The following is a 22,270-nucleotide window of genomic DNA, read 5'->3' as shown; positions in this document are numbered from 1 at the left end:
TAGTACTAATAAATAGTATTTTTCTTATAATTTATACATTCCTTCACCTAAGGGTACTTTATTATTTTTAGTTACTTAACAGGCCTTTTCGTTTTTGGCACCTTTTTGGCTATAGGTAGTATGTCTGGTAAATCAGACTCCTTTGCCTAAAAAATAGGGTTTTGAAGCTACTCAACGAAAACGTTATGAAATTTTTTGATTTTTGCCTAAATAGTTCATAGATAGTGTACTACCCGCTTGGATCTACGAGTGAGGTAGTTGCATTTTTTCTTTGGCATTATTTGTGTTGTTAATAATATGTAGATATTTATTCTAATATTCGATTACATTTGTAGTTGAGTACAAGAATATTATTAACGCACACTATACATTAACCATAAAGAGTCAGAAGGATGAAAGATCTCTATTCATCATTGTCTGAGGTCCGCCCCGTTGTTCCTATACAGGTAATAACGAAGTGGCTGATCCGAAAGTATCCTTTCCTTCGTACTTTTTCAAGTACGTTCGCAGCGCAATCCAGTACTTTGTTCAGGAAATTCATGACTAGCCTACCCTCGTGGGTGCAGGTACCTTTTGTGCTTGCCCTGCTAAGGTACCTACCTGATAAAAGGCAACGAGCCCGAATACAAGTCAGCAATGACGGTCCCCCCGGAGAAAGGTACTTCCCTGATTTTGAGAATACAGATTCCCGCCTACCTTTCAAACACAACTTTATGAATACGTTACATCTACTAGTAAACCTTATACATACATTTTGTCTCTCGATGACTCCTCGCGCCAGCAGGGTCCGTCAAGTGGCAAGCCCTGCCCAGAGTACAGGTACCTCCTGGAAAGCCCAGCCACTTTTGGCTTGCCAGCGGGTAGCGTGCCTGGCCGTGCTCTTCATGCTGGCCAGTTTTTCGGGCAGTTGGGCGCAAATTGACCTGAGCCTTCATAAAAATATTGATAAAGCGCAGCCCAGCCTGGGAGATACCGTGACGTATACGGTCATTGTAAAAAATTCGGGCCTTGTGCAAGCTACGGGTGTGGTGGTTAAAGACAGCCTGCCCGTAGGCGGCGTAGAGTATATAAGCAGCAATGTCCTAAGAGGTACGGGTAGTTTTGTGCCCGCCACTAAAGTATGGAACGCCGGAACGGTAGCGGCCGGCGATTCGGCAATTCTGCAAATCAGAGCCAAAGTACTGGCGCAGGGCGTGTTTTTCAACGTGGCCGAAATCATGGAAATGGACGGCGAGGATCAGGACTCCTGGCCGGGTGACGGCGAGCTGGACCAGGACGACATCGCGTCGGCCTGTTTTTCGGTACCTATAGAATGGTACTTAGGCGATGAATTTGAAGTATCTCCCATCGCGGGCTACCACTCCATCCAGTGGCTCTACAACGGGGTACCTATAGTAGACTCGGTCGTAGTGAACGGACTTACGGTAGCCGTCGTCAATGCTGACTCGTCCCTGACCATCAAAGGGCCGGGTTCTTTTTCGTTTACTTCTTTAGTAGGAGTTTCGTGTCCCGCTACGGGCTGTTGTGCCATCCAGGTAGTACCTGGGCCGCTGGGCTCCATTGGTGATTTTGTGTGGGGCGATACCAACGGCAACGGCGTACAAGACCCCGGCGAGTTGGGGATTCCCGGCATTACGGTTGAGCTACAGGATGAGGCGATGGTGGCCATTCGTACGGTCGTGACTGACGCCAACGGAAAGTACCTGTTTGATAGTTTATTCAGTGGCGAGTACTACGTTCGTTTTATTGCTCCCACGGGAAGTACCTTTTCCCCAACCAACCAGGGCGGCGATCCGACCAAGGATAGCAACGCGGGTGAGTCGGGTACTTTGGGGAAAACCAACGTCATTACTATAGATGTTACCAAAGACGAAAGCGATACGCTTCGTAACAACCCGCACATCGACGCCGGGATCGTACCGATCGAAACGCCGATCTTCGATTTAGCGCTGCATAAGAAACTAAGCACTGGCCAGGCTTCCGTCGTGATGCCGGGTGATACGGTGAGCTTCACGCTGACGGTCGTCAACCAAGGCGCGGTAACGGCCACCAACATTTTACTGAGCGACTCACTGCCCGCCTCGCTGACGCTGGTAGATGCCAACTGGACGGCCGCCGGACAGATTGCGACCATGAACGCGCCTTTGGCCGGACCGCTGGCTCCGGGCGATAGCCTGAGCGTATCCATCCTGGTGCGGGTTGACCCCAGCTTCACGGAAGGTACCTTGGTGAACTACGCCCAGATCCAGGACGCCCGCGACGAAGAGGGTGACGAAATAGAAGACGTCGACTCCACGCCGGGCAACGGCTTCAACAAGGGTGAAGATGACGACGACAGCGAGCCGATCCAGGTTGTGCCCACGCCGATCTTCGACCTGGCGCTGCATAAGAAACTAAGCAGCGGCCAGGCTTCCGTCGTGATGCCGGGTGACACGGTGAGCTTCACGCTGACGGTCGTTAACCAAGGCGCGGTAACGGCCACCAACATTTTACTGAGCGACTCCCTGCCCGCCTCGCTGACGCTGGTGGATGCCAACTGGACGGCCGCCGGACAGATTGCAACCATGAACGCGCCTTTGGCCGGGCCGCTGGCACCGGGCGATAGTGTGAGCGTGTCCATCCTGGTGCGGGTTGATCCTAGCTTCACGGAAGGTACCTTGGTAAACTACGCCCAGATCCAGGACGCCCGCGACGAAGAGGGTGACGAAATAGAAGACGTCGACTCCACGCCGGGCAACGGCTTCGACAAGGGGGAAGATGACGACGACAGCGAGCCGATCCAGGTTGTGCCCACGCCGATCTTCGATTTGGCGCTGAATAAGAAACTAAGCACTGGCCAGGCTTCCGTCGTGATGCCGGGTGACACGGTGAGCTTCACGCTGACGGTCGTTAACCAAGGCGCGGTAACGGCCACCAACATTTTACTGAGCGACTCCCTGCCCGCCTCGCTGACGCTGGTGGATGCCAACTGGACGGCCGCCGGACAGATTGCAACCATGAACGCGTCTTTGGCCGGGCCGCTGGCACCGGGCGATAGTGTGAGCGTATCCATCCTGGTGCGGGTTGATCCTAGCTTCACGGAAGGTACCTTGGTAAACTACGCCCAGATCAAGGACGCCCGCGACGAAGAGGGTGACGAAATAGAAGATGTGGACTCCACGCCGGGCAACGGCTTCGACAAAGGGGAAGATGACGACGACAGCGAGCCCGTAGAAGTAGTACCAGCTCCCGTACGCTACGGCTCCATTGGCGACTATGTATGGCGCGACCTTAATGATAATGGTGTGCAGGATATCGGCGAGCCGGGGGTACCTGGCGTTACCGTCGAGCTACAGGATTCGGCCATGGTAGCCATCCGCATGACGGTAACGGATGCCGATGGGAAGTACCTGTTCGACAGCCTGCCGAGCGGCAAGTACTTTGTGAAGTTTTATGCTTCTACGGACGAGTCGTTTGTAGAAACTAACCAGGGCGGTGATCCTACGAAGGATAGCAATGCGGGTGAATCCGGAACGCCCGGTAAAACCAACGTCATTACCATCGACGTAGCCAAAGCCGTAAGCGATACGCTTCGCAACAATCCGCACATTGATGCCGGGTTGAAACCGCTGCCGCAGTGTCCGACGATCCTGTTGACGGTTTCGCCGGATAGAACGATCTGTGTGGGCGATACCGTACAACTGAGCGGTACCACGGACGTAACGGGTACGACCATCAATTGGTACGCCGAGGCCATGAGTGGGGACGCATTTGCGACCACCACCAGCGGACAGCTACTCAGCCTCAGCCCCACCATGACCACTACCTACTACCTGGAAGGTACCTTGGGCGAAAGCTGCGTTAGCCCGCGCCTGCCCATCACGGTCGTGGTGAACGCCAAGCCCGCTACGCCGAGCATTGCCCAAAATACCATCAATGAATGCCCTGATGTGACGGCCGACCTAACGGCTGTGATCCTGCCTCCTCTTTCTACTGTTGGAGGTGCCTTTGAGTGGCACGTAGGACCGAGCGCTTCTTCTGCCCTCGTGACTGACCCTACCCAGGTAGGCAATGGTACCTACTACCTGTTTGAGCGCTCGGCTGCCGATTGCTACAGCAGTCCGGCGGCTATCACGGTCAACATCGAATCGTGCGACTGCCAGCTGGCCCTGGGTGTGTCGGTAGGAGCCGACCAGGAAGTGTGCGCCGGCGACAGCGTGTTGCTGACCGCCACCCTGACGGGCGCAGCGACCAGCGTAACCTGGACCACCAGCGGTACGGGTACTTTCGCTAACCTCGACAGCCTCAAGACGATCTACTTCCCGTCGGCCGCCGATATGATAGCCGGGGTAATTACCCTGACGGCGACCACCAACGATCCCGACGAGCAGGGTCTGTGTCTGCCCAAATCGGATGCCCTGATCCTAACAATCAACCCGGCTCCGACGGCACCGTTTAACGTGGCCTGCGCGGATTCGATCCTTTGTATCGGAAAATCAACCAAGCTGATCGGTTTTGCACCGGGCTCTACCATTAAATGGTACACAACCGCTACGGGCGGTGTGGCCATTGGCACTACGGTGAGTGGCGGCAAACTACCCATCAGCCCCACCACCACCACCACCTACTACGCCGAAGCGGTAAGCGAAGAAGGCTGCGTAAGCGAGCGGACACCGATCACGGTCGAAGTAAAGACCTGCTATACCGATCTGGCGGTGGTCAAAACCATCATTACCCCTGGACCTTACGCGCCGGGCCAGGCCATCATCTACTCGGTGACGGCGAAAAACCTGGGCGGCGTGCTGGCTCATGACGTGATCGTGACCGACGTGCTACCGGCCTCGCTGACGTACGTGAGCTCCATTCCGGCGGGTGAATACAACAACGCAACCGGTATCTGGACCATCGGTAACATGGCCGCTACTGCTAACCGTACGTTGATCATCAACGCCACCATCAAAGCCAACGCTTCCGGGTTTATTACCAACACAGCCATTGTAAGCAGCCCTGATAACGATCCGAATCAGACTTCCAACGATACCTCCAGCGTAACGATCGAGGTGGTGTCATTGGCGGATCTCATGCTGGCCAAGAAAGTGTCGAAAGTAAATCCGGCCCTGGGCGAGACGATCACCTATACCTTAGAGGTAACCAACAAAGGGCCCCAAACGGCCACCAACGTGGAGGTGACGGATCTGTTGCCGGCGGGTCTTGAGTTTGTATCAAGCTCCAACATGACCAAAACCGGCAATACCCTGAAAGGTACCTTTGCGAGCATTGCCAAAGACGAAACCAAAACGCTGAGCTTCCTGGCCAAGGTAATTAGTACCGGTCCGGTCAAAAACGTAGCCCAGATCAGCAAGTCGGATCAGCCCGATCCGAACTCGACGCCGGGTAATGGCTACGACAACGGCGAAGATGACGAAGACGAAGTGACCGTACAGGTAGGTTGTCCGACGATCGACCCACCGGTGATTGCCTGCGCCACGACCAACGTCTGTGCGGGAGCCACGGTGAAGCTGACGGCCGTTGGCTGTACGAACGGTATCGTGAAGTGGTCGAACGGCGAGACGGGATCGAGCATTACACTCGTTGCCACTGAGAACGTCACGTTCACGGCAAAATGTACCAAAGACAGCTGCGAAAGCGCCGTTTCGAATGTGATTAACATTAAAGTGAATACGCCGATCAAACCGGTACTGGCCAGCAACGTGAGCTCGGTATGTAAGGGCGGCAGCGCTACCCTCACGGCGGCTAACTGCAACGGCGTGATCGTGTGGTCAACGGGCGAAACGGGCTCACCACTCGTCGTGACGCCTACCGAAAGTACTATTTATACGGCTTACTGTAAAATAGGTACTTGTGTGAGCGACACGGCAGCGATTGCCATTGACGTAACTACCCCAGGCCCCGCGCCGGTCATTACCAGTGGTAAAAACCAGATTTGCCCCGGTGAGAGCGTAACGCTATCGGCCCATGAGTGCGAAGGCATCGTGAAGTGGTCGAACGGCGAGCAGGGTGCTTCCATTACCGTGAGCCCATCGGCTACGACCAGCTACTCGGCGATATGCGTGGTAGGTACCTGCGAAAGCGAGCGTAGCCAGGATTACACCATCACCATCGTAACGCCGCAGGCTCCGGTTATTTCGGCCAGCCAAACCAACGTATGCCCAGGTACTTCGGTTATCCTGTCGGCTACGGGTTGTACGGGTGAGGTACTTTGGTCCAATGGCGCGTCGGGTAATTCCATTACCGTAACGCCAAACACCACCCGGACCTTCACCGCTACCTGCAAAACGGCTACCTGCGAAAGCGCGGCCTCCAATACCGTGACGATTAACGTTGCCGCCCCGACCGCCCCGATTATTTCAGCCAATAAAACCGTCATTTGCTCAGGCGACAGCGTGACCCTGACGGCCATGGGTTGTGCCAACACGGTACTTTGGTCGAACGGTATGACGGGTGCGAGCATCAAAGTAGCCCCCAACGCCACCACGAACTACACCGCCAAGTGTAAGGTAGGTACCTGCGAAAGCGTAGCCTCTAATACCGTGAAGATCGACGTCAACACCAACGGTCAGGCACCGATCATTACCAGTGCCAACACGAACATCTGTGCGGGAGCCACCACCACGCTCACCTCGGAGGGTTGCGCCGGTACGGTCATGTGGTCGAACGGCATGACAGGGGCCAGCATTCAGGTGTCGCCGGTTACGAATACAACCTACACGGCTACCTGTAAAATAGAGGGCTCTTGCGCCAGCGGTGCTTCCAATATCTTGAATATCAATGTAGGCGTACAGGATGCGCCGGTGATCATTGCCAGCAGCACGGAACTCTGCGCCGGTGACAGCGTGACGCTGATCGCCAGTGGCTGCGCTGCCGAAAATACCCAATGGTCAACCGGTCAGACGGGCCTCAGCATCACGGTAGCTCCGGTAACAACCTCTACCTTCACGGCTACCTGCGTTACGCCTTCTTGCGAAAGTGAGCCAGGGCAGGTGACTCTGACGGTCAACGCGCCAGAGGCCCCCAGCGTACTATGTGCTACCGATTCGGTGTGCATCGGAGAGAGTGCTTCGCTGGTCGTAGAAGGCTGCGAAGGTACCACGTTGTGGTCAACGGGCGAAACCGGCATTGCGATCTTGGTAACACCCACCCAAACGGCCAACTACTGGGCCAAGTGCGTGGTGAATGGCTGCGCCAGCATCGAAAGGGTCTTTACTGTATACGTGATCAGTCCCACCAAGCCTACCCTGGTAGCTACCAAGACCCAGATCCAAGCCGGAGAATCGGTTACGATCACCGCGTCGGGTTGTGAAGGGGATGTTGAATGGAGTACCGGACACCTGGGTGCGAGCATCACCGTTGCGCCTACTCAAACCAAGCTCTACACGGCGATCTGCCGCTTTAACACCTGCGTAAGCGACACCGCCAAGCTGACCATTAGCGTTGGTGAGTGTAATGCTGCTGCTCCGGTGATCGCCGCCAGTGCACCTACTGTATGCAAAGGCAGCGACGTAACGCTCACCGCTACGGGCTGCGTGGGCGAGGTACTTTGGTCGAACGGTCAGACGGGCGCAAGCATTACGGTACCGCTTAGCAGCTCAACTACCTTCACTGCTACCTGCTCAACAAACGAGTGTACGAGTGTAGCGTCCAATGCCGTGACGGTAAGCGTAACCCAGCTTCCGGCACCGACCATCGCCGCCAGCTCGAAGAATATTTGCCTGGGCGACAGCGTAACCCTGACCGCCATGAACTGCGAAGGTACCTTGAGCTGGTCGAACGGAGCAACCGGGGCAAGCATTACGGTACACCCCACCGCTACTACCTCCTACTCGGCGGTTTGTAAGCTGGGTACTTGTGAAAGCGCAGCTTCGGTAGCCTGCGAGATCACCGTAGGAGTGCCTCCAACCCCAGCCATTCAGGCTTCGGCTACGTCGATTTGCTTCGGCCAAAGCACGACCCTGACGGCCACGGGATGCAGCGGTAGTAGCGATGTACTCTGGTCCAATGGTCTCACGGGTGCTTCCATTACCATTGCCCCGTCAGCTACGACCACTTTCACGGCCGTTTGCTGCACGTCGGTTCATTGCAAGAGCGAGCCATCCAACGCCGTGACGGTCAACGTGGCGCCGAAGATTACGCAGCCATTGACCCAAAACCTGGTCAATACTTGTCCGCTGCTAACGGTGGATCTCGCCGCGGGCGTAACCAGCTCACCGAAAACCGAAGGAGGTACTTTCGTGTACCGCACGGGCATGGCTCCAGATTCGCCGCTGGTACAGGATATCACGGCCGTGGGAGCGGGTACTTACTACGTGTTTGAGCAAACGCCGGGAGGTTGCCAAAGCCAGCCCGCCACGATCATCGTAACCATCACACCGTGTGGTGACGCCTCGCCATGCGCTGAGAATCCGGCGGTAGCCGTAGCAGGGCCCGGCAATACGATTTGTGCCGCGCTGTCTTACCAGCTAAGTGGGGCTATCAGTGGCTCGGCCACCAGCGCCATCTGGACCACCAACGGAACGGGTACTTTCAGCAACCCAACCCTGCTAAACGCGCTGTACTATCCATCGCTGGATGACATGGTGAAGGGAATGGTGACGCTGACGCTGACAACCAACGATCCCGACGGAGCCGGTACTTGCCAGGCGGCCTCTGATTCGCTGAAGCTCACGATCGAGACCATCAAGTTCCGTCCGAATATTTCCATCAATGGAGTAGCCAAGACGGACTCGCTGCCGACCTACCTGAATATCTGCGCCGGTGACTCCGTGGTACTGGTTGCGACCGATACCGAAGACAGCCTCGGCCACGCCTACTCGTACAAGTGGAATGGCGGGTCTGCTACTTCCAATAATACCTTTGTAGTAAAAGAAAGCGGTACGTACTACGTGGGCCTCATCAACAGCAACTCTTGCTGCTCGATCCGCTCCGGCCTGGTGATCGTAACCGTGAGCGAGCCGGTTCAGAAGCCCATCGTGACCAACAAGCGGAATGCCTGTCCGGCCACCACGGTTGATCTGGCCTCGACGGTAATCTCCGCCGGAGGTACCCTGGAATACCGCGTCGGGCCTACGCTAAGCTCCGCGCTGGTGGCTTCGCCAGAGGCAGTGGGTGCCGGTATCTACTACGTGTTTGCGCGCTCCGAGGGCGGTTGCTACAGTGCTCCGGCCAAAGTGACGATCACGATTTGTGACTGTGACAACGACACCACCCGGGCGGAGGTCGCCATCGTGAAAACTGCGGATAAACCCAACGTGAAAGTAGGCGAGCAGATCACCTACACGATCACGGTACGCAACAACGGTCCGGATACGGCTACCAACGTCAACGTCGTCGACATCATGCCGGCGGGTCTCCAGCTGGTAGAGGCGGTAGGCTTTGAGGTGAACGGCAACGTACTCCAAAAAGTAATCCCCGTGCTGGCGGCCAACGACAGCGTGGTCCACACCATCGTGGCAAACGTTACCGCCAAAGGTACCATCATGAACACCGCGCTCATCACCAACCTCGACCAGAGGGATAGCGTACTGGCCAACAACGTATCGTCGGTGGGTGTTCTGGTGCAGAAACCGGTTTGCTGTGATTCTACCGGACTGGGCGTAGCGCTGGCGGTAACGAATGTGACCCCGGATGGCGACGACTACCTCGTAACTTACCAGGTAACGCTCAAAAATTACGGCTCGGCGATACTGACCAACGTACAGGTACTGGATAGCCTCTTCAAGGCCTTCCCGTCGCCGGCTGAATTCCAGGTAGAAGGAAACGTAGTGGTAGGACCAAGCAGTACGCTGGTACCCGATCCGAACTTCGACGGCAAGGATAATCGTAACCTGCTGCTACCAGCTAGCACCCTAGCGGCCAACCAAACGGAAAGCTTCCAGTTCCAGGTACGGGTAACTCCGAACGGAGCCACCGGGCCGTTCTACAACTCGGTATACGGCGAAGGTATCATGGGTGAAACCATTGTACAGGATAAATCGAACAATGGCTTCGAGCCAACGCCGCAGGAAAACGTTCCGACTCCGGTTCGCTTCGACGTTCAGAGCTCCATCGGGCTAGCCAAGCAAGTAGGTGATCCGGTTGAAGTTCAGTACGGGGTCTTTGAAGTACCTTATACCATCAAGGTGGTTAACCTGGGTATGACGGATCTCACCAACGTACAAGTTGTGGACGACCTGTCAGCTACCTTCGGCAACGGCGCTGTGATTGTACCGGGTAGTGTAACCGTAACGGCTGACGAAGGATTCGTGGTGAACGACGCCTACACCGGTGAAGGTACCTCTACCAACCTGCTCGTCGAGTCGGAGAGTACGCTGCCTAAAGGTACCACGCGTGAAATTCACCTGATGGTACTGGTAGACGTAGGCTTCGCCACCACAACGGAGTTCTTCAACATCGCGGTAGGTACGGCCAAGGCCAGCGAAACCGAGATGGTGTCCGATACGTCCACGGCCGGTGAACTGCCCGATCCGGACAACAGCCTGCTGCCAGGCAAACACAGCGTACCTACGCCGGTGAGCCTCGCGAGCCAGGGTAGTGCCAAGATTGGGGCGGCCCTCTGGGTGAAAGACCTGGCCCTGCAGTCGGATGGTACCTACAACGTCACGTACCAGGCCATTGTCAAAAACTACGGAAGTACCCCGCTCACCAATGTTCAGCTCACCAATGTACTGGCTGACGTCTTTAATTCCGAAACGGGCGCGACCTTCAAGAAAGTTGGCACGCCGATTGCGAGCGACCTAAGTACCCTGGCGATCAATCCGGACTTTGATGGCGTCAACGACACAGACCTGCTCATTGCTTCTAACAGCAGCCTGGCTGCGGGTGTGATCGACAGCGTGACGTTCACCATCAACGTGACCACCGACGGCCGTCAAACGCCGTACCTGAACCGGGTACTGGCCCAGGCGCAGGCCGGTGACGAAACCGTGACGGATCTCTCGACCAACGGCCTGAACCCGGATGTGAATGGCAACGGCGATCCGACCGAGGATACCGAAAGCGAGTTTACGCCGATTGTGATTCCTGAAGGTGACACGGTATTCATACCGGAAGGATTCTCGCCCAACGGGGACGGTATCAACGACCTGTTCATCATTCGGAATACCGGCGGACAGCGCGTGTCGCTCGAAGTCTACAACCGCTGGATGACCCTGGTGTACAAGAGCGAGGATTACAAAAATGACTGGGATGGAGCGCCGAATAGTGGAGTAAGTACCGGCGCCGCTTCCCGAGGTTTACCGGACGGCACCTACTTCTATGTGGTCACCCTGGAGAACGGCCGACGCTACGTGAGATACATGACCATAATCAGATAATACTATGTTACAGTACTCTAAGATCAAAAATTGGGCTTTCTTCGTGCTGCTGACCCTTGTGGTCGGCGGCACCCAAGTCCAGGCTCAGCAGGACAAAATGTACTCGCAGTACATGTTCAACATGATGGCGCTCAATCCGGCCTACGCCGGAAGCCGCGACGTACTGAGTGCTACGGGCCTCTACCGAAACCAATGGGTGAACGTAGACGGTGCCCCGAAAACCATGACGTTCACGCTGGACGCCCCCATCAATAAGGAACGCGTAGGGCTGGGGCTTCAGGCCTACAACGATCAGATCGGCTTGCAAAACGAAACGGGCGTTTTTGCTACCTACGCGTTCCGCATCAAGGTAGGTGAGCGCTCTACGCTGGCCCTGGGCTTGCAGGCCGGAGCGGTGAGTTTTCGCTGGGATCTGTCGGAAGCGCGCTTTACACCGGGGGGCAGTTTTGATCCGGCAGCTACGACGAATATTTCCAAAATACTGCCCAACTTCGGTACCGGTATTTACATCAGCAACGATAAGTCCTACCTGGGTGTGTCGGTACCTCAGCTGATTGCCAACAACCTAAGCGACTACAATACCGGCGAGAACCGTGCCAAGCAGCGCCGCCACGCCTACTTCATGAGCGGTTTCGTGATTGGGCTGGGAAGTACCCTAAAGCTGAAGCCGTCCATGCTTCTTAAGTACTCCAATGGCGCACCGCTGGCCTTCGACGGTAACCTGAACCTCTGGATCAACGACCGCGTGGCCGTGGGTACTTCGTACCGGAAAAACCAGTGGAGTACCCTCAACAACAGCGCGGGTACCAGCGTTTACACCAGCGACGCCGTGGTAGGGCTCGTGGAAGTACAGCTCACCGACCAAATTCGCCTGGGCTACGCCTACGACATGATGCTCAACGGCTTGCGTCAAAGCAACCTCAGCATCAACTCGGGTAGCCACGAAATCATGCTTCGTTATGAGTTCGGGTTTGGCCAAAGCAAAATCCTGACACCAAGGTACTTCTGATCCAATTAAGAGTTTAGCATATGATCTGATTGATACGAGCTACCAGGCATTCAAAAAAAGGGCGGAGAAATTTCTCTGCCCTTTTTTTGCTTGTAACACCAAGGATTACTACCATTGACTACGAATAAATCCGGACGAATGAGAAAAGCGTTTAGAATAACCCTCGCAGCCAGCCTGATCATGGCGCTCCTGCCCACGGTACTTTTTGCCCAGCGAGAGGTACTTTACGAGCAGTACTTACAAAATCCCATGGCCATCAACCCGGCCTTTACGGGCGTTCGGGAAGACTTCAATATGACGCTGCTGCTGCGGCGGCGCTGGTTCTCGCTGCCCAACTTCCCCATTACGCAGTCGTTCGCCATGGACGGTACCCTCGCCAACGGTCGGTTGGGGCTGGGGCTACAGGCCCTCAACGACCGCATGAGCCCCTACGGTACCACGGGTATTTACGGCTCCACGGCCTACCATTTTACGCCCTGGGGTACCTGGAAGCTATCCTTGGGTGCGCAGGGCGGCATCAACGTGCTACCCGTCTACGATCCTTCGACCAATACCTCCCTCAACCGCGCCCTGGGCAGCCTGGGAGTAGGAGCCTGGCTGCGGTCGGAGCATTTCTACGTCGGTGTTTCCAAACCCGAGCTGCTCAACAAAGGCTTTGGGCAGCGCACCATCCCGCTGGCTTACCGTACCCCGCTTTACGTCATGGTTGGAGGCAGCTACGCCCTCGCGGAAGAATGGCAGCTGCACCCCTACGCTTTGGTGGTGCAGGAAAGCAAACAAAAACTACGGGTCGACCTGGGTACCCGGCTGTGGTACGACGAAAAAATCGGGGTGGGTGCTTCGTATCGAATTGTCCAGAGTCCGTACTTTCAGCTATCGGCCGAGGCACAGGTATCCAAAAATATCCGGTTGGGGTACTTGTTCAATTCCAAGCCCATCGAGGGTGCTTTTAATCTGAATCCCAACGCCCCCCTGGGTATCCACGAGCTCATGCTGAAATTCGTGCCTAGCCCCACGGCTTTTCACACAAACTGAACCAATGGCCAAACAAAGCGTTAGTAGAGAAGGTATCCTTTTAAGAAAGGACTTTTTTTGTGTTTTGTTTTAATAACATCTCGTAACTTTGCCAACCAAATAGAAAAATCACATTTGTGATGGACAAATATTCATACATAGCTAATTCTGGAAGCGCTTATATAGAAGAATTATACAATTCTTATAAGCAAGACCCCTCCTCGGTTGAGGAAGGGTGGCGTACGTTTTTTGAAGGTTTTGAATTTTCTCAAAAATATCCGCTCAATGGACACCCCAACGGAGTAAATGGCGTAGCCGCCAAAGCCGCTCCGGTTGAAGGTAAAGCCGATATCTCCCTGATCCGCAAGGAAATGGAGGTAGTGCACCTCATTCGGGGCTACCGGTCACGGGGGCATTTGCTGGCTACGACCAACCCCATCCGGGAGCGTCGGGACCGCAAACCACGCCTGGATCTGGCCGATTTCCACCTCTCAGAGGCCGACCTGGACACCGTTTTTGAAGCGGGCGTGGAGGTGTTTGGCCGTCCGGCCAAGCTCCGGGAGATCGTTGACGCGCTTAAAAAAATCTATACCGGCGATATAGGGTTCGAGTACCTCTACATCCGCGACCGCGAGCAAAAAAGCTGGCTGCGGGAGAAGATTGAAAAAGAAGCCCTGGACATGAAGTTCTCGACCGAGGAAAAGAAGCACATTCTTTCCAAGCTCAATGAGGCCGTCGTGTTCGAGAATTTCCTGCATACCAAGTACCTCGGCCAAAAGCGTTTTTCGCTCGAAGGGGGCGAAACGACCATCCCCGCGTTGGATGCGATGATCAACCGGGCCGGAGAGCTGGGAGTCGTGGAGGTGATGATCGGGATGGCGCACCGCGGACGGCTCAACGTACTGGCCAACGTCATGCGCAAAACCTACGAGCAGATCTTCAATGAGTTTGAAGGCAACCTGCCCGACCAGGTCTGGGGTGACGGCGACGTAAAGTACCACATGGGCTTTTCGAGTCAGATCGAACTACCTTCCGGTGAGAAAATGTACCTCAAGCTGGCCCCCAACCCCTCGCACCTCGAGGCCGTCAATCCGGTGGTGGAGGGAGTGATTCGCGCCCGCGCCGACAGCATGTACGAGAGCGACTACGACCGGGTACTTCCCGTGCTGATCCACGGCGACGCCGCCCTGGCGGGCCAGGGGATCGTCTACGAAGTCACGCAGATGTCGGGCCTGGAAGGCTACTACACCGGAGGTACCATCCATTTTGTCATTAACAACCAGGTAGGTTTTACCACCGACTTCGACGACGCGCGCTCCAGCATCTACTGCACCGACGTGGCCAAAATCGTGGATGCGCCGGTACTGCACGTCAACGGGGACGATCCCGAGGCGGTGGTGTACTGCATGCGCCTGGCCGTGGAATACCGCCAGAAATTTAACAAAGATATCTTTGTGGACATGGTGTGCTACCGCCGCCACGGCCACAACGAAGCCGACGAGCCGAAGTTTACGCAGCCGGTACTTTATAAGTACATTGAGAACCACCCTAACCCCCGCGAGCTGTACCAAAAGCGGCTCGTAGAACGCGGCGACGTGGATGCAGCCCTGGCCGAAAGCATGGACAAGGAGTTTAAGGCTCTGCTGCAGGAGCGGCTGGATATGGTGAAGCAGAAAACGCTTCCCTACGCCATGCCAAAGCTCGAAAAGGAATGGACGGCTCTGAAGTACGCTACCCCCGAAGATTTTGAACAGTCGCCGGAAACCGGCGTTTCCACCGAGGTACTTGAGCGCATCGGGCAGTCGTTGGTGCAGGTACCGGAAGGCTTCAAAGCACTCAAGCAGATCGACAAGCTGCTCAAGGATCGGAACAAGATGATCTTTGAGAAGAAGGAAGTCAACTGGGCTACCGCCGAGCTATTGGCCTACGGCTCGATCCTGGCCGAAGGCAACGTAGTGCGCCTAAGTGGGCAGGATGTGCAGCGGGGTACTTTCTCGCACCGGCACGCCGTACTGCACGACGCCGAAACCAACGAGCCCTACAGCAACCTGGATCACATTCAGGAGCAGCAGGGCCGGTTCATGATTTATAACTCGTTACTTTCCGAGTACGGGGTACTTGGCTTTGAGTTTGGCTACTCCATGGCCAACCCCAACGCGCTGGTGATTTGGGAGGCGCAGTTCGGCGACTTCGCCAACGGTGCCCAGGTCATGATCGATCAGTTCATTACCTCCAGCGAAACCAAGTGGGACCGCTGGACGGGGCTGGTGATGCTGCTGCCCCACGGCTACGAAGGCCAGGGACCAGAGCACTCCAACGCGCGCCCGGAAAGGTACCTACAGCTCTCGGCCAACAACAACGTCATTGTGGCCAACGTCACTACGCCGGCCAACTTCTTCCACATCTTGCGGCGGCAGCTCAGCTTTCCGTTCCGCAAGCCGCTGATCATCATGTCGCCTAAGTCCATGCTCCGGCATCCGCTCTGCGTATCGCCATTGGATGATCTGGCCCAGGGACGTTTTCAGGAAACCATCGGGGATACCTACGCTGATCCCAAGAAGGTCAAAAAAGTACTGCTGTGTACCGGGAAGATCTACTACGAGCTGTTTGAAAAGCAGCAGGCCGACCAGCGTACCGACGTGGCAATCATCCGGGTGGAGCAAATGCATCCTTTCCCGAAAAACCAGCTCAACGCGTTGATTGGCCAATATAAGAAGGCAAAAGTATATTGGGTGCAGGAAGAGCCTTTCAACATGGGAGGTTGGACGTTCCTGCTTCGGATGTATTCCGAGCAGCCATTGGAAGTAATTGCGCGGCGTTCCAGCGCTTCGCCATCCACTGGATTTTCCAAAATTCACGCGCAGGAACAAGCCGAAATCATCCAGCGGGCTTTTGAATAAGCCTGACGGAAGGAAGCTCCTAGACTGTACATTGACCACTTAATCTTCATAAGCGAGTAGATAAATAACATGGCTGAGATAGAAATAAAAATACCGCCCGTGGGCGAATCCATTACCGAAGTTACCGTAGGCAACTGGTTTAAGAACGAAGGGGACTACGTCAAGATGGACGAGGTAATCTGCGGGCTGGATTCTGACAAGGCTACCTTTGAGCTCACCGCCGAAGCCGAAGGGGTACTTCATATAAAAGCCGAAGAAGGGGATACCCTGGCCATCGGGGATCTGATTGCGACCATCGATACGGCCGCCGGTACTTCTGATAACGGCTCGGCCGCTCCGGCGGCTGAAGCCACCAAGCCCGCTCCCGTTGAAAAACAGGAAGAGCCCGCGCCGGTAGCGAAGCAGGAACCGGCTCCGGCCGCCAGCGCTCCGGCCAAAGTGGTAGAAATGACCGTCCCGACGGTAGGGGAGTCCATTACCGAAGTAACGATTGCCTCCTGGAGTAAAAAAGACGGCGACCGGGTAGAGATGGACGAAATTCTTTGCGAACTGGAATCCGACAAGGCTACCTTCGAACTACCTTCGGAAGCCGCCGGAATTCTGCGGATTGTAGCGGCCGAAGGCGAAACCCTCGCCATTGGGGACGTTATTTGCCGCATCGAAGCCGGTGAAGGAAGTACCGCCGCTCCGGCGGCTCCCGCTCCTACCTCTTCGGATGAGACCGCCGAAGCGGATGCAGAGAAAGGATTTGCCGTGGGGCATGCCTCCCCGGTAGCGGCTAAAATCCTGGCCGAAAAGGGCATCGATCCCAAAGACGTGAGCGGAACCGGCTCCGGCGGAAAAATCACCAAAGAAGATGCACTGAAAGCCGAAAAAGCCGCCACCAAGCCTGCCGCTGAACCCGGAAAGCCCGGCGACGCGACTCCGGCCAAAACGGCTTCTCCCGCCGCAAAACCTTCGGCTGCCGGAACGGAACGTCCCGGACAGCGCCGCGAAAAAATGTCGTCGTTGCGGCGTACCATTGCCCGCCGCCTGGTAGCCGTGAAAAACGAAACGGCCATGCTTACTACCTTTAACGAGGTAGACATGAAGCCGATCATGGATCTGCGCGGCAAGTACAAAGATAAGTTTAAGGAAAAGCACGAAGTAGGCCTGGGCTTTATGTCGTTCTTTACCAAAGCCATCTGTGTAGCCTTGCAGGACTTCCCCGTCGTAAACGCCTACATCGACGGCGACGACGTGGTCTATAACGACAGCTGTGATGTTTCCATTGCCGTATCCACCGACCGCGGCCTGGTAGTACCGGTGATTCGCGGTGCCGAGAAGCTGTCTTTTGCCGAAATCGAAAAAGAGATTATCCGCCTGGCCAAGCGTGCCCGGGACGGCAAATTAGGCTTGGACGAAATGTCCGGAGGTACTTTCACGATTACCAACGGCGGTATTTTCGGGTCCATGCTTTCTACGCCGATCATCAACGCACCGCAGTCGGCCATTCTGGGTATGCACAACATCGTGGAGCGGCCCGTGGTAGTCAACGGCGAGATCGTGATCCGGCCCATCATGTACGTGGCGCTTTCCTACGACCACCGTACCATCGACGGCCGCGATTCGGTTAGCTTCCTGGTGCGCGTCAAACAGCTCCTGGAAGACCCGGCTCGTTTGCTGCTGGAAATATAATTTTTCTGCATATAGTGCTCCAAAGGAAGCCCCGGCCTGCGCTGCGGGCTTCCTTTTTTTATAAAGTACCTACGGCCTGGACGCTGGCTTTTTGCGTCGAATTATCGTAAATTCGGCATTATTCTTGCACACTATTTCGAAAAAAAGCACCATGAAGAAGAGCTTGGTTTTTTTGAGTCTGCTGCTGGCAATCCTAGTATTGGATTGTAAAAGGAAGAAAGAAGACGGCCCCAACCCGCAGGTAGAGGGCTGTTTGATGATGCTCGAGACCATCGACGGCAGGCTCTACCGCCGGTACGAATACAACGAGGATAAAAGCCTTTTTCGGATTCAGCAGTACCAAACGGGCGGCGAAGGCAAGCTGGAAAAAAGGTACACCTTCGAGTACGATGCAAATGGGTTCGTGAAGCTCTTCCGCGAAACCAACCTGCTGCCTCCCTACCAGAATTTTCAGTACGAGATTTTTAATTCCACCCAGGATCGGGCCGAGGGCATTGTGCAAAGCCTCATTCAGAACTCCGGGCCGCGCTTCGTGCAAAGCTACGCCCTGCAATACGACGACCGCGGCAACGTGGTGCAGTACGACTGGGCCGATAGCTACTGGCGCTACGAGTACGACGACCGCGGCAACGTGACCCGCTGGTACATCAAAGCCGGAAGTACGCCGGAGCAGCTCACGGCTGAGTACGCCAACTACGACGACAAGCGGAATCTGTACTATTACAGCGAAGGCCCCCGCCTGATCAACCTCATCATCGGAGGCGGCACGAGCGCCCAGAATCCCGGTAGTTTCAAGTTTTTCGGTACGGGTGGCATCGTGGCCCAGACGGGCATCGTCACCTACCAGTACAACGAAAAAGACATGCCGGTACAGGCCAGCGTATCTATCTTTGGGCCGTCGGGTGTTCCCGCTACGCAGGCCTACCGCTTCGAGTACGAGTGTTTGTAAAGGCAAGTACCCCTAAGGTACTTCGCTGGAAATCTCGTAACCCGCTTTGGTAAGTACCCCCACCACCGCCTGAATGGCCTGATTCTTGACTTTGACCCCGTCGGCGTCCGGGTTGAAGCTGTGAATCCAGAAGGTCGACTTCACTTGAACCACGTCGGCCCCGATGCCCGTAATCCCTACTTCCGGTTTCCGGTTTTCTTCCTGTAAAATATCCGGAACGCCGTTCAGCGCCCGGAGCATGAGGGCCACGGCCTGCGGAAGGTCCGTTTTGCAGGCCAAGCAGAGTGTAAAGTCAATTCGCAGGTACCCATCGACCGAGTAGTTGATCAGCGGACTTTTGATCAGCAGGCCGTTGGGCATGTATACGTCCTTGCCGTCCAGGGTTTTGATGATCGTCTCGCGCAGCGTTACGCTGGTCACGTGGCCGTTGATGCCGTTGCTCTCCACGCGGTCGCCGATGCGAAACGGCCGCTGAAAGGCCAGCAAAATGCCCGCCAGGAAGTTCTCGCCGATGTCTTTCAGGGCAAAGCCCAAAATAAAAGCCGATAGTCCCGCCCCGGCCAGCAGCTTCGAAACCACGCCGTCGAAGCCCAAAAAGCCCAGTGCCATCGAGATCCCGATCATCATGATGATCCAGTACCCCAGTTGGGCCAGAAAGCCCGTCAGGAGCGTATCTTTGGTTTGGGTGAGAATGCGCGGCTGTAGCCAGCGCTTGATGAATATCGCCAGGCCCAGGGTGAGTATAAACACCAAAAGTGCGAGCATGATCTGGGGAAGCAAATGCAGGAAGTTCTGGTAATGCTCCCGCATGGCGCTCCAAAAGCCGTTGATGAGTCTCTGCATGGGTACTTTAGGAAAGGTCTTACTGTAATTTAGGATTTTCTTTGTGCCGGTTCTGGTCGCGCTGGGTTTTCTTCTCCAGGTTTTTCTGGAAGGCCTCGGCCAGGTCCACGCCCGTCTGGTTGGCCAGGCACAGAAGTACCCACAGCACGTCGGCCATTTCGTCGCCCAGGTCCTTGCCGAGATCCGATTTTTTAAACGACTGGTCGCCGTAGGTACGTGCCATGATCCGGGCCAGTTCGCCTACCTCCTCGGTAAGGATGGCCAGGTTGGTCAGTTCCGAAAAGTACCTTACGCCGTAGGTCTTTATCCACTGGTCTACTTGTTGCTGCGCGTCTTCGAGGGTCATGGGGGGGTAGTTAGGGGTACTTGGGTTCATACGCGGTTTTTTGAGTCAATAATTAGCGTCACGGGGCCGTCGTTGAGGAGCTGCACCTGCATGTCGGCCCCGAAGGTACCGGTCTCGATGGGCTTGCCCAGCTCCTGCTCCAGGAATTGGATCATCTGCTCGTAGAGCGGAATAGCTACCTCGGGCCGGGCCGCCTCGATGAACGAAGGCCGGTTTCCTTTTTTGGTACTGGCATGGAGCGTAAACTGACTGATCAGCAAGATCGTCCCGTCAACGGCTTTCAGGTCCAGGTTCATTTTGCCTCCGGCGTCGCTAAATACCCGCAGGCCTACGATCTTGCGCCCCAGCCAGGTCAGGTCTTCAGGGGTGTCGGTGTGGGTAATGCCCAGCAGCACTAAAAAACCCGTTCCAATGCGGGCTTTTACCTGACCTTGGATGGACACGGACGCTTCGCTGACGCGCTGAATCACGGCTAGCATAGGGGAGAGGGGGTAGTTTGGTTCGACGGGTAAAAATAGGCATAGCCGCGCAATAAGTACCTATCCTCGGTCAGGTACCTACCCGCCCCAAGGTACCTCACACGTCCCGCTCGGGCCGGGTGCGGGTGTCTTTCACGATCAGGTAAAAATCGTTGTCGAGCTCCAGGTACCCGTAGTCGTACACGAAGTAATATACGTTTCCCTTCTGGGTAGGGCGCACGCTGGTCAGGAGCGTAAAGTCAAAGCCCTTGGCCAGCAAGGTATTTTTGGTCGTTTTGGCTTTGTCGTCCGGGCAGAGCTCTTCCAGGATCCGGCGGTTGCGGCGGAGCTGGTTGTTGGTATTCCGCACTACGTTGTAGCTGTAGGAATTGATCTTGTTGTTGTAGGCGTTGCGGCACATATCCGAGCAGAACTTCTTGTCGGCTCTGCCCATTATGGTACTTCCGCATTCCAGACAATACTTCATGCTGTGTCAGGGGTCATTTTAGGTACTTTATGCTGAAAAAAATCGTTCCTTCGTGGGGTTTGCGTATGCGTGATTAGGCTTCTTTTCCTTATTTATTGTCAACCCAAAAGAAGCTAAAGATAACGTGAATTATACGAATAGACGAGTAAAAATTAATAAGTAAAGCCGTTGATTCCGCTGGAATCAGATAAAGGTATAGCTCGACTTTTGGCTATACACGTGGGATTCCTCCGGAATCTTGCTAAATGCCGCACAAAGTACTTTATAAATCCGTAAGTGGCCCTATAAAGACCCAAGTGCTGCGAAAATCTTGTTTTCATTTCGGGACAGCAAAAAACCAGCAGGTACATTACCACCTAATTCACGCTTCAATAATAACACCCCACCAAAAAGTTTTCTGGAAAGCTCGTCAAGGCGATCGGCTGCATGCCTAACGGCCGCATCATTCAAAGCGCTTCATTAGCTTCCCCCTTGCTGGCAGGGTCCCTATTCGTTTTAAAGTACCTTGATATCCGCTGCTACGGGTGCTAAGTCGTAATTCAGCTGGTGGCCTCCCTGATCGATTTCCCGCCTCGTCGCTTGGGGTAGAAGCTTCGCATAGAGCGCCATATGATCAAAAGGAACTACTTCATCATCGTGGGTATGGTAAAGAAATACCCGCGCCTCTTTTGGGAGTTTTGAAGCTATATCCTTTGGCAACTCCAGCTCCTTGTACCCTTCGTACAGCCAACCTTCACCGCCCCAAAAAGGAGCATTGAGCAGGAAAACGCCGGTGATTGGGGTAGGTGCCTCGATTTCGGTGAGGATTTTAGCCAGGTGAGAGGCACCGACTGAATGCCCAACAAAAACAACCGGCTTTTGGAGTTGATGTAGCTCGTTCTCTATTATTTGCTTCCATGCATCATAGGGAGCATTGTCTTCATCCGGCATCTCCAGGTAACGAACGTCGTAGTCCGGGCCAAGCTCTTTTTGCAGACTTTTTGCCAGTAAAGCATCTTCTTGATACGCACCTTCACCGGCCCCATGTATGAATATCACCTGCTTGTTCATTGTGGAAGTTTGCTACATTAGTAAAAAGTAGATTTAAATAGGTACTTAGTTAATTGACTTTTACTTAATTATTAAACGAAAAACTTTTTTCTCTACGCAATTTTAATTACAAATTCTATATGAATCTTCTTCCCATGGTCTAACCCCCTATTTCTTGGAGTCGGATTCTACAAATTGGTACAAGTTAATATTCTTTGAATAATCTACTATCACAGTGCTTTCTTGGTA

11 protein-coding genes are annotated in these 22,270 nt (G+C 54.9%); 6 read left to right on the top strand and 5 right to left on the bottom strand.

Features of this window, described 5'->3' with window-relative positions; genetic code table 11:
* Positions 1-794: 794 nt before the first annotated feature.
* The 6 genes from HNQ92_RS21635 (at position 795) to HNQ92_RS21610 (ending at position 18,858) form a co-directional block, all read left to right on the top strand.
* On the top strand, positions 795-11,309 hold the full coding sequence (locus HNQ92_RS21635) for an SdrD B-like domain-containing protein (RefSeq protein ID WP_184177262.1): 10,515 nt from the start codon (positions 795-797) through the stop codon (positions 11,307-11,309).
* A gap of 4 nt (positions 11,310-11,313) precedes the next feature.
* The gene (locus tag HNQ92_RS21630; RefSeq protein WP_184177260.1) at positions 11,314-12,318 is read left to right on the top strand and encodes a PorP/SprF family type IX secretion system membrane protein; all 1,005 of its coding nucleotides are present in this window, start codon (positions 11,314-11,316) and stop codon (positions 12,316-12,318) included.
* 138 nt (positions 12,319-12,456) lie between these two features.
* Positions 12,457-13,353 (top strand): PorP/SprF family type IX secretion system membrane protein, encoded by an 897-nt coding sequence (locus tag HNQ92_RS21625; protein WP_184177258.1) that lies wholly within the window; start codon positions 12,457-12,459, stop codon positions 13,351-13,353.
* A 119-nt stretch (positions 13,354-13,472) separates the two neighbouring features.
* The gene (locus HNQ92_RS21620) at positions 13,473-16,232 is read left to right on the top strand and encodes a 2-oxoglutarate dehydrogenase E1 component (RefSeq protein ID WP_184177256.1); all 2,760 of its coding nucleotides are present in this window, start codon (positions 13,473-13,475) and stop codon (positions 16,230-16,232) included.
* A 69-nt stretch (positions 16,233-16,301) separates the two neighbouring features.
* Positions 16,302-17,909 (top strand): 2-oxoglutarate dehydrogenase complex dihydrolipoyllysine-residue succinyltransferase, encoded by a 1,608-nt coding sequence (odhB, locus tag HNQ92_RS21615; RefSeq protein WP_184177253.1) that lies wholly within the window; start codon positions 16,302-16,304, stop codon positions 17,907-17,909.
* Positions 17,910-18,060: 151 nt separating this feature from the next.
* Positions 18,061-18,858, top strand: coding sequence for a hypothetical protein (locus tag HNQ92_RS21610; RefSeq protein WP_184177251.1), 798 nt, complete (start codon positions 18,061-18,063; stop codon positions 18,856-18,858).
* 12 nt (positions 18,859-18,870) lie between these two features.
* Here HNQ92_RS21610 and HNQ92_RS21605 read toward each other — a convergent pair whose 3' ends face one another.
* From HNQ92_RS21605 to HNQ92_RS21585, 5 genes are all read right to left on the bottom strand, one after another.
* Entirely contained in the window at positions 18,871-19,701 is an 831-nt protein-coding gene (locus HNQ92_RS21605; RefSeq protein WP_184177249.1) for a mechanosensitive ion channel family protein, read from the bottom strand.
* Positions 19,702-19,720: 19 nt separating this feature from the next.
* A complete protein-coding gene (locus tag HNQ92_RS21600; protein WP_184177604.1) occupies positions 19,721-20,047 on the bottom strand; it encodes a nucleotide pyrophosphohydrolase in 327 nt (108 codons plus the stop codon).
* A 26-nt stretch (positions 20,048-20,073) separates the two neighbouring features.
* Positions 20,074-20,526, bottom strand: coding sequence for a D-aminoacyl-tRNA deacylase (gene dtd, locus HNQ92_RS21595; protein WP_184177247.1), 453 nt, complete (start codon positions 20,524-20,526; stop codon positions 20,074-20,076).
* A gap of 97 nt (positions 20,527-20,623) precedes the next feature.
* Complete coding sequence (locus HNQ92_RS21590) at positions 20,624-20,992, bottom strand: hypothetical protein (protein ID WP_184177245.1); 369 nt, start codon at positions 20,990-20,992, stop codon at positions 20,624-20,626.
* Between the two features lie 495 nt (positions 20,993-21,487).
* A complete protein-coding gene (locus tag HNQ92_RS21585) occupies positions 21,488-22,042 on the bottom strand; it encodes an alpha/beta fold hydrolase (protein WP_184177243.1) in 555 nt (184 codons plus the stop codon).
* Positions 22,043-22,270 lie beyond the last annotated feature (228 nt).

It is taken from the genome of Rhabdobacter roseus (assembly GCF_014202275.1).
Classification (GTDB): domain Bacteria; phylum Bacteroidota; class Bacteroidia; order Cytophagales; family Spirosomataceae; genus Rhabdobacter; species Rhabdobacter roseus.
This window is presented reverse-complemented; position numbering and strand designations above follow the sequence as displayed.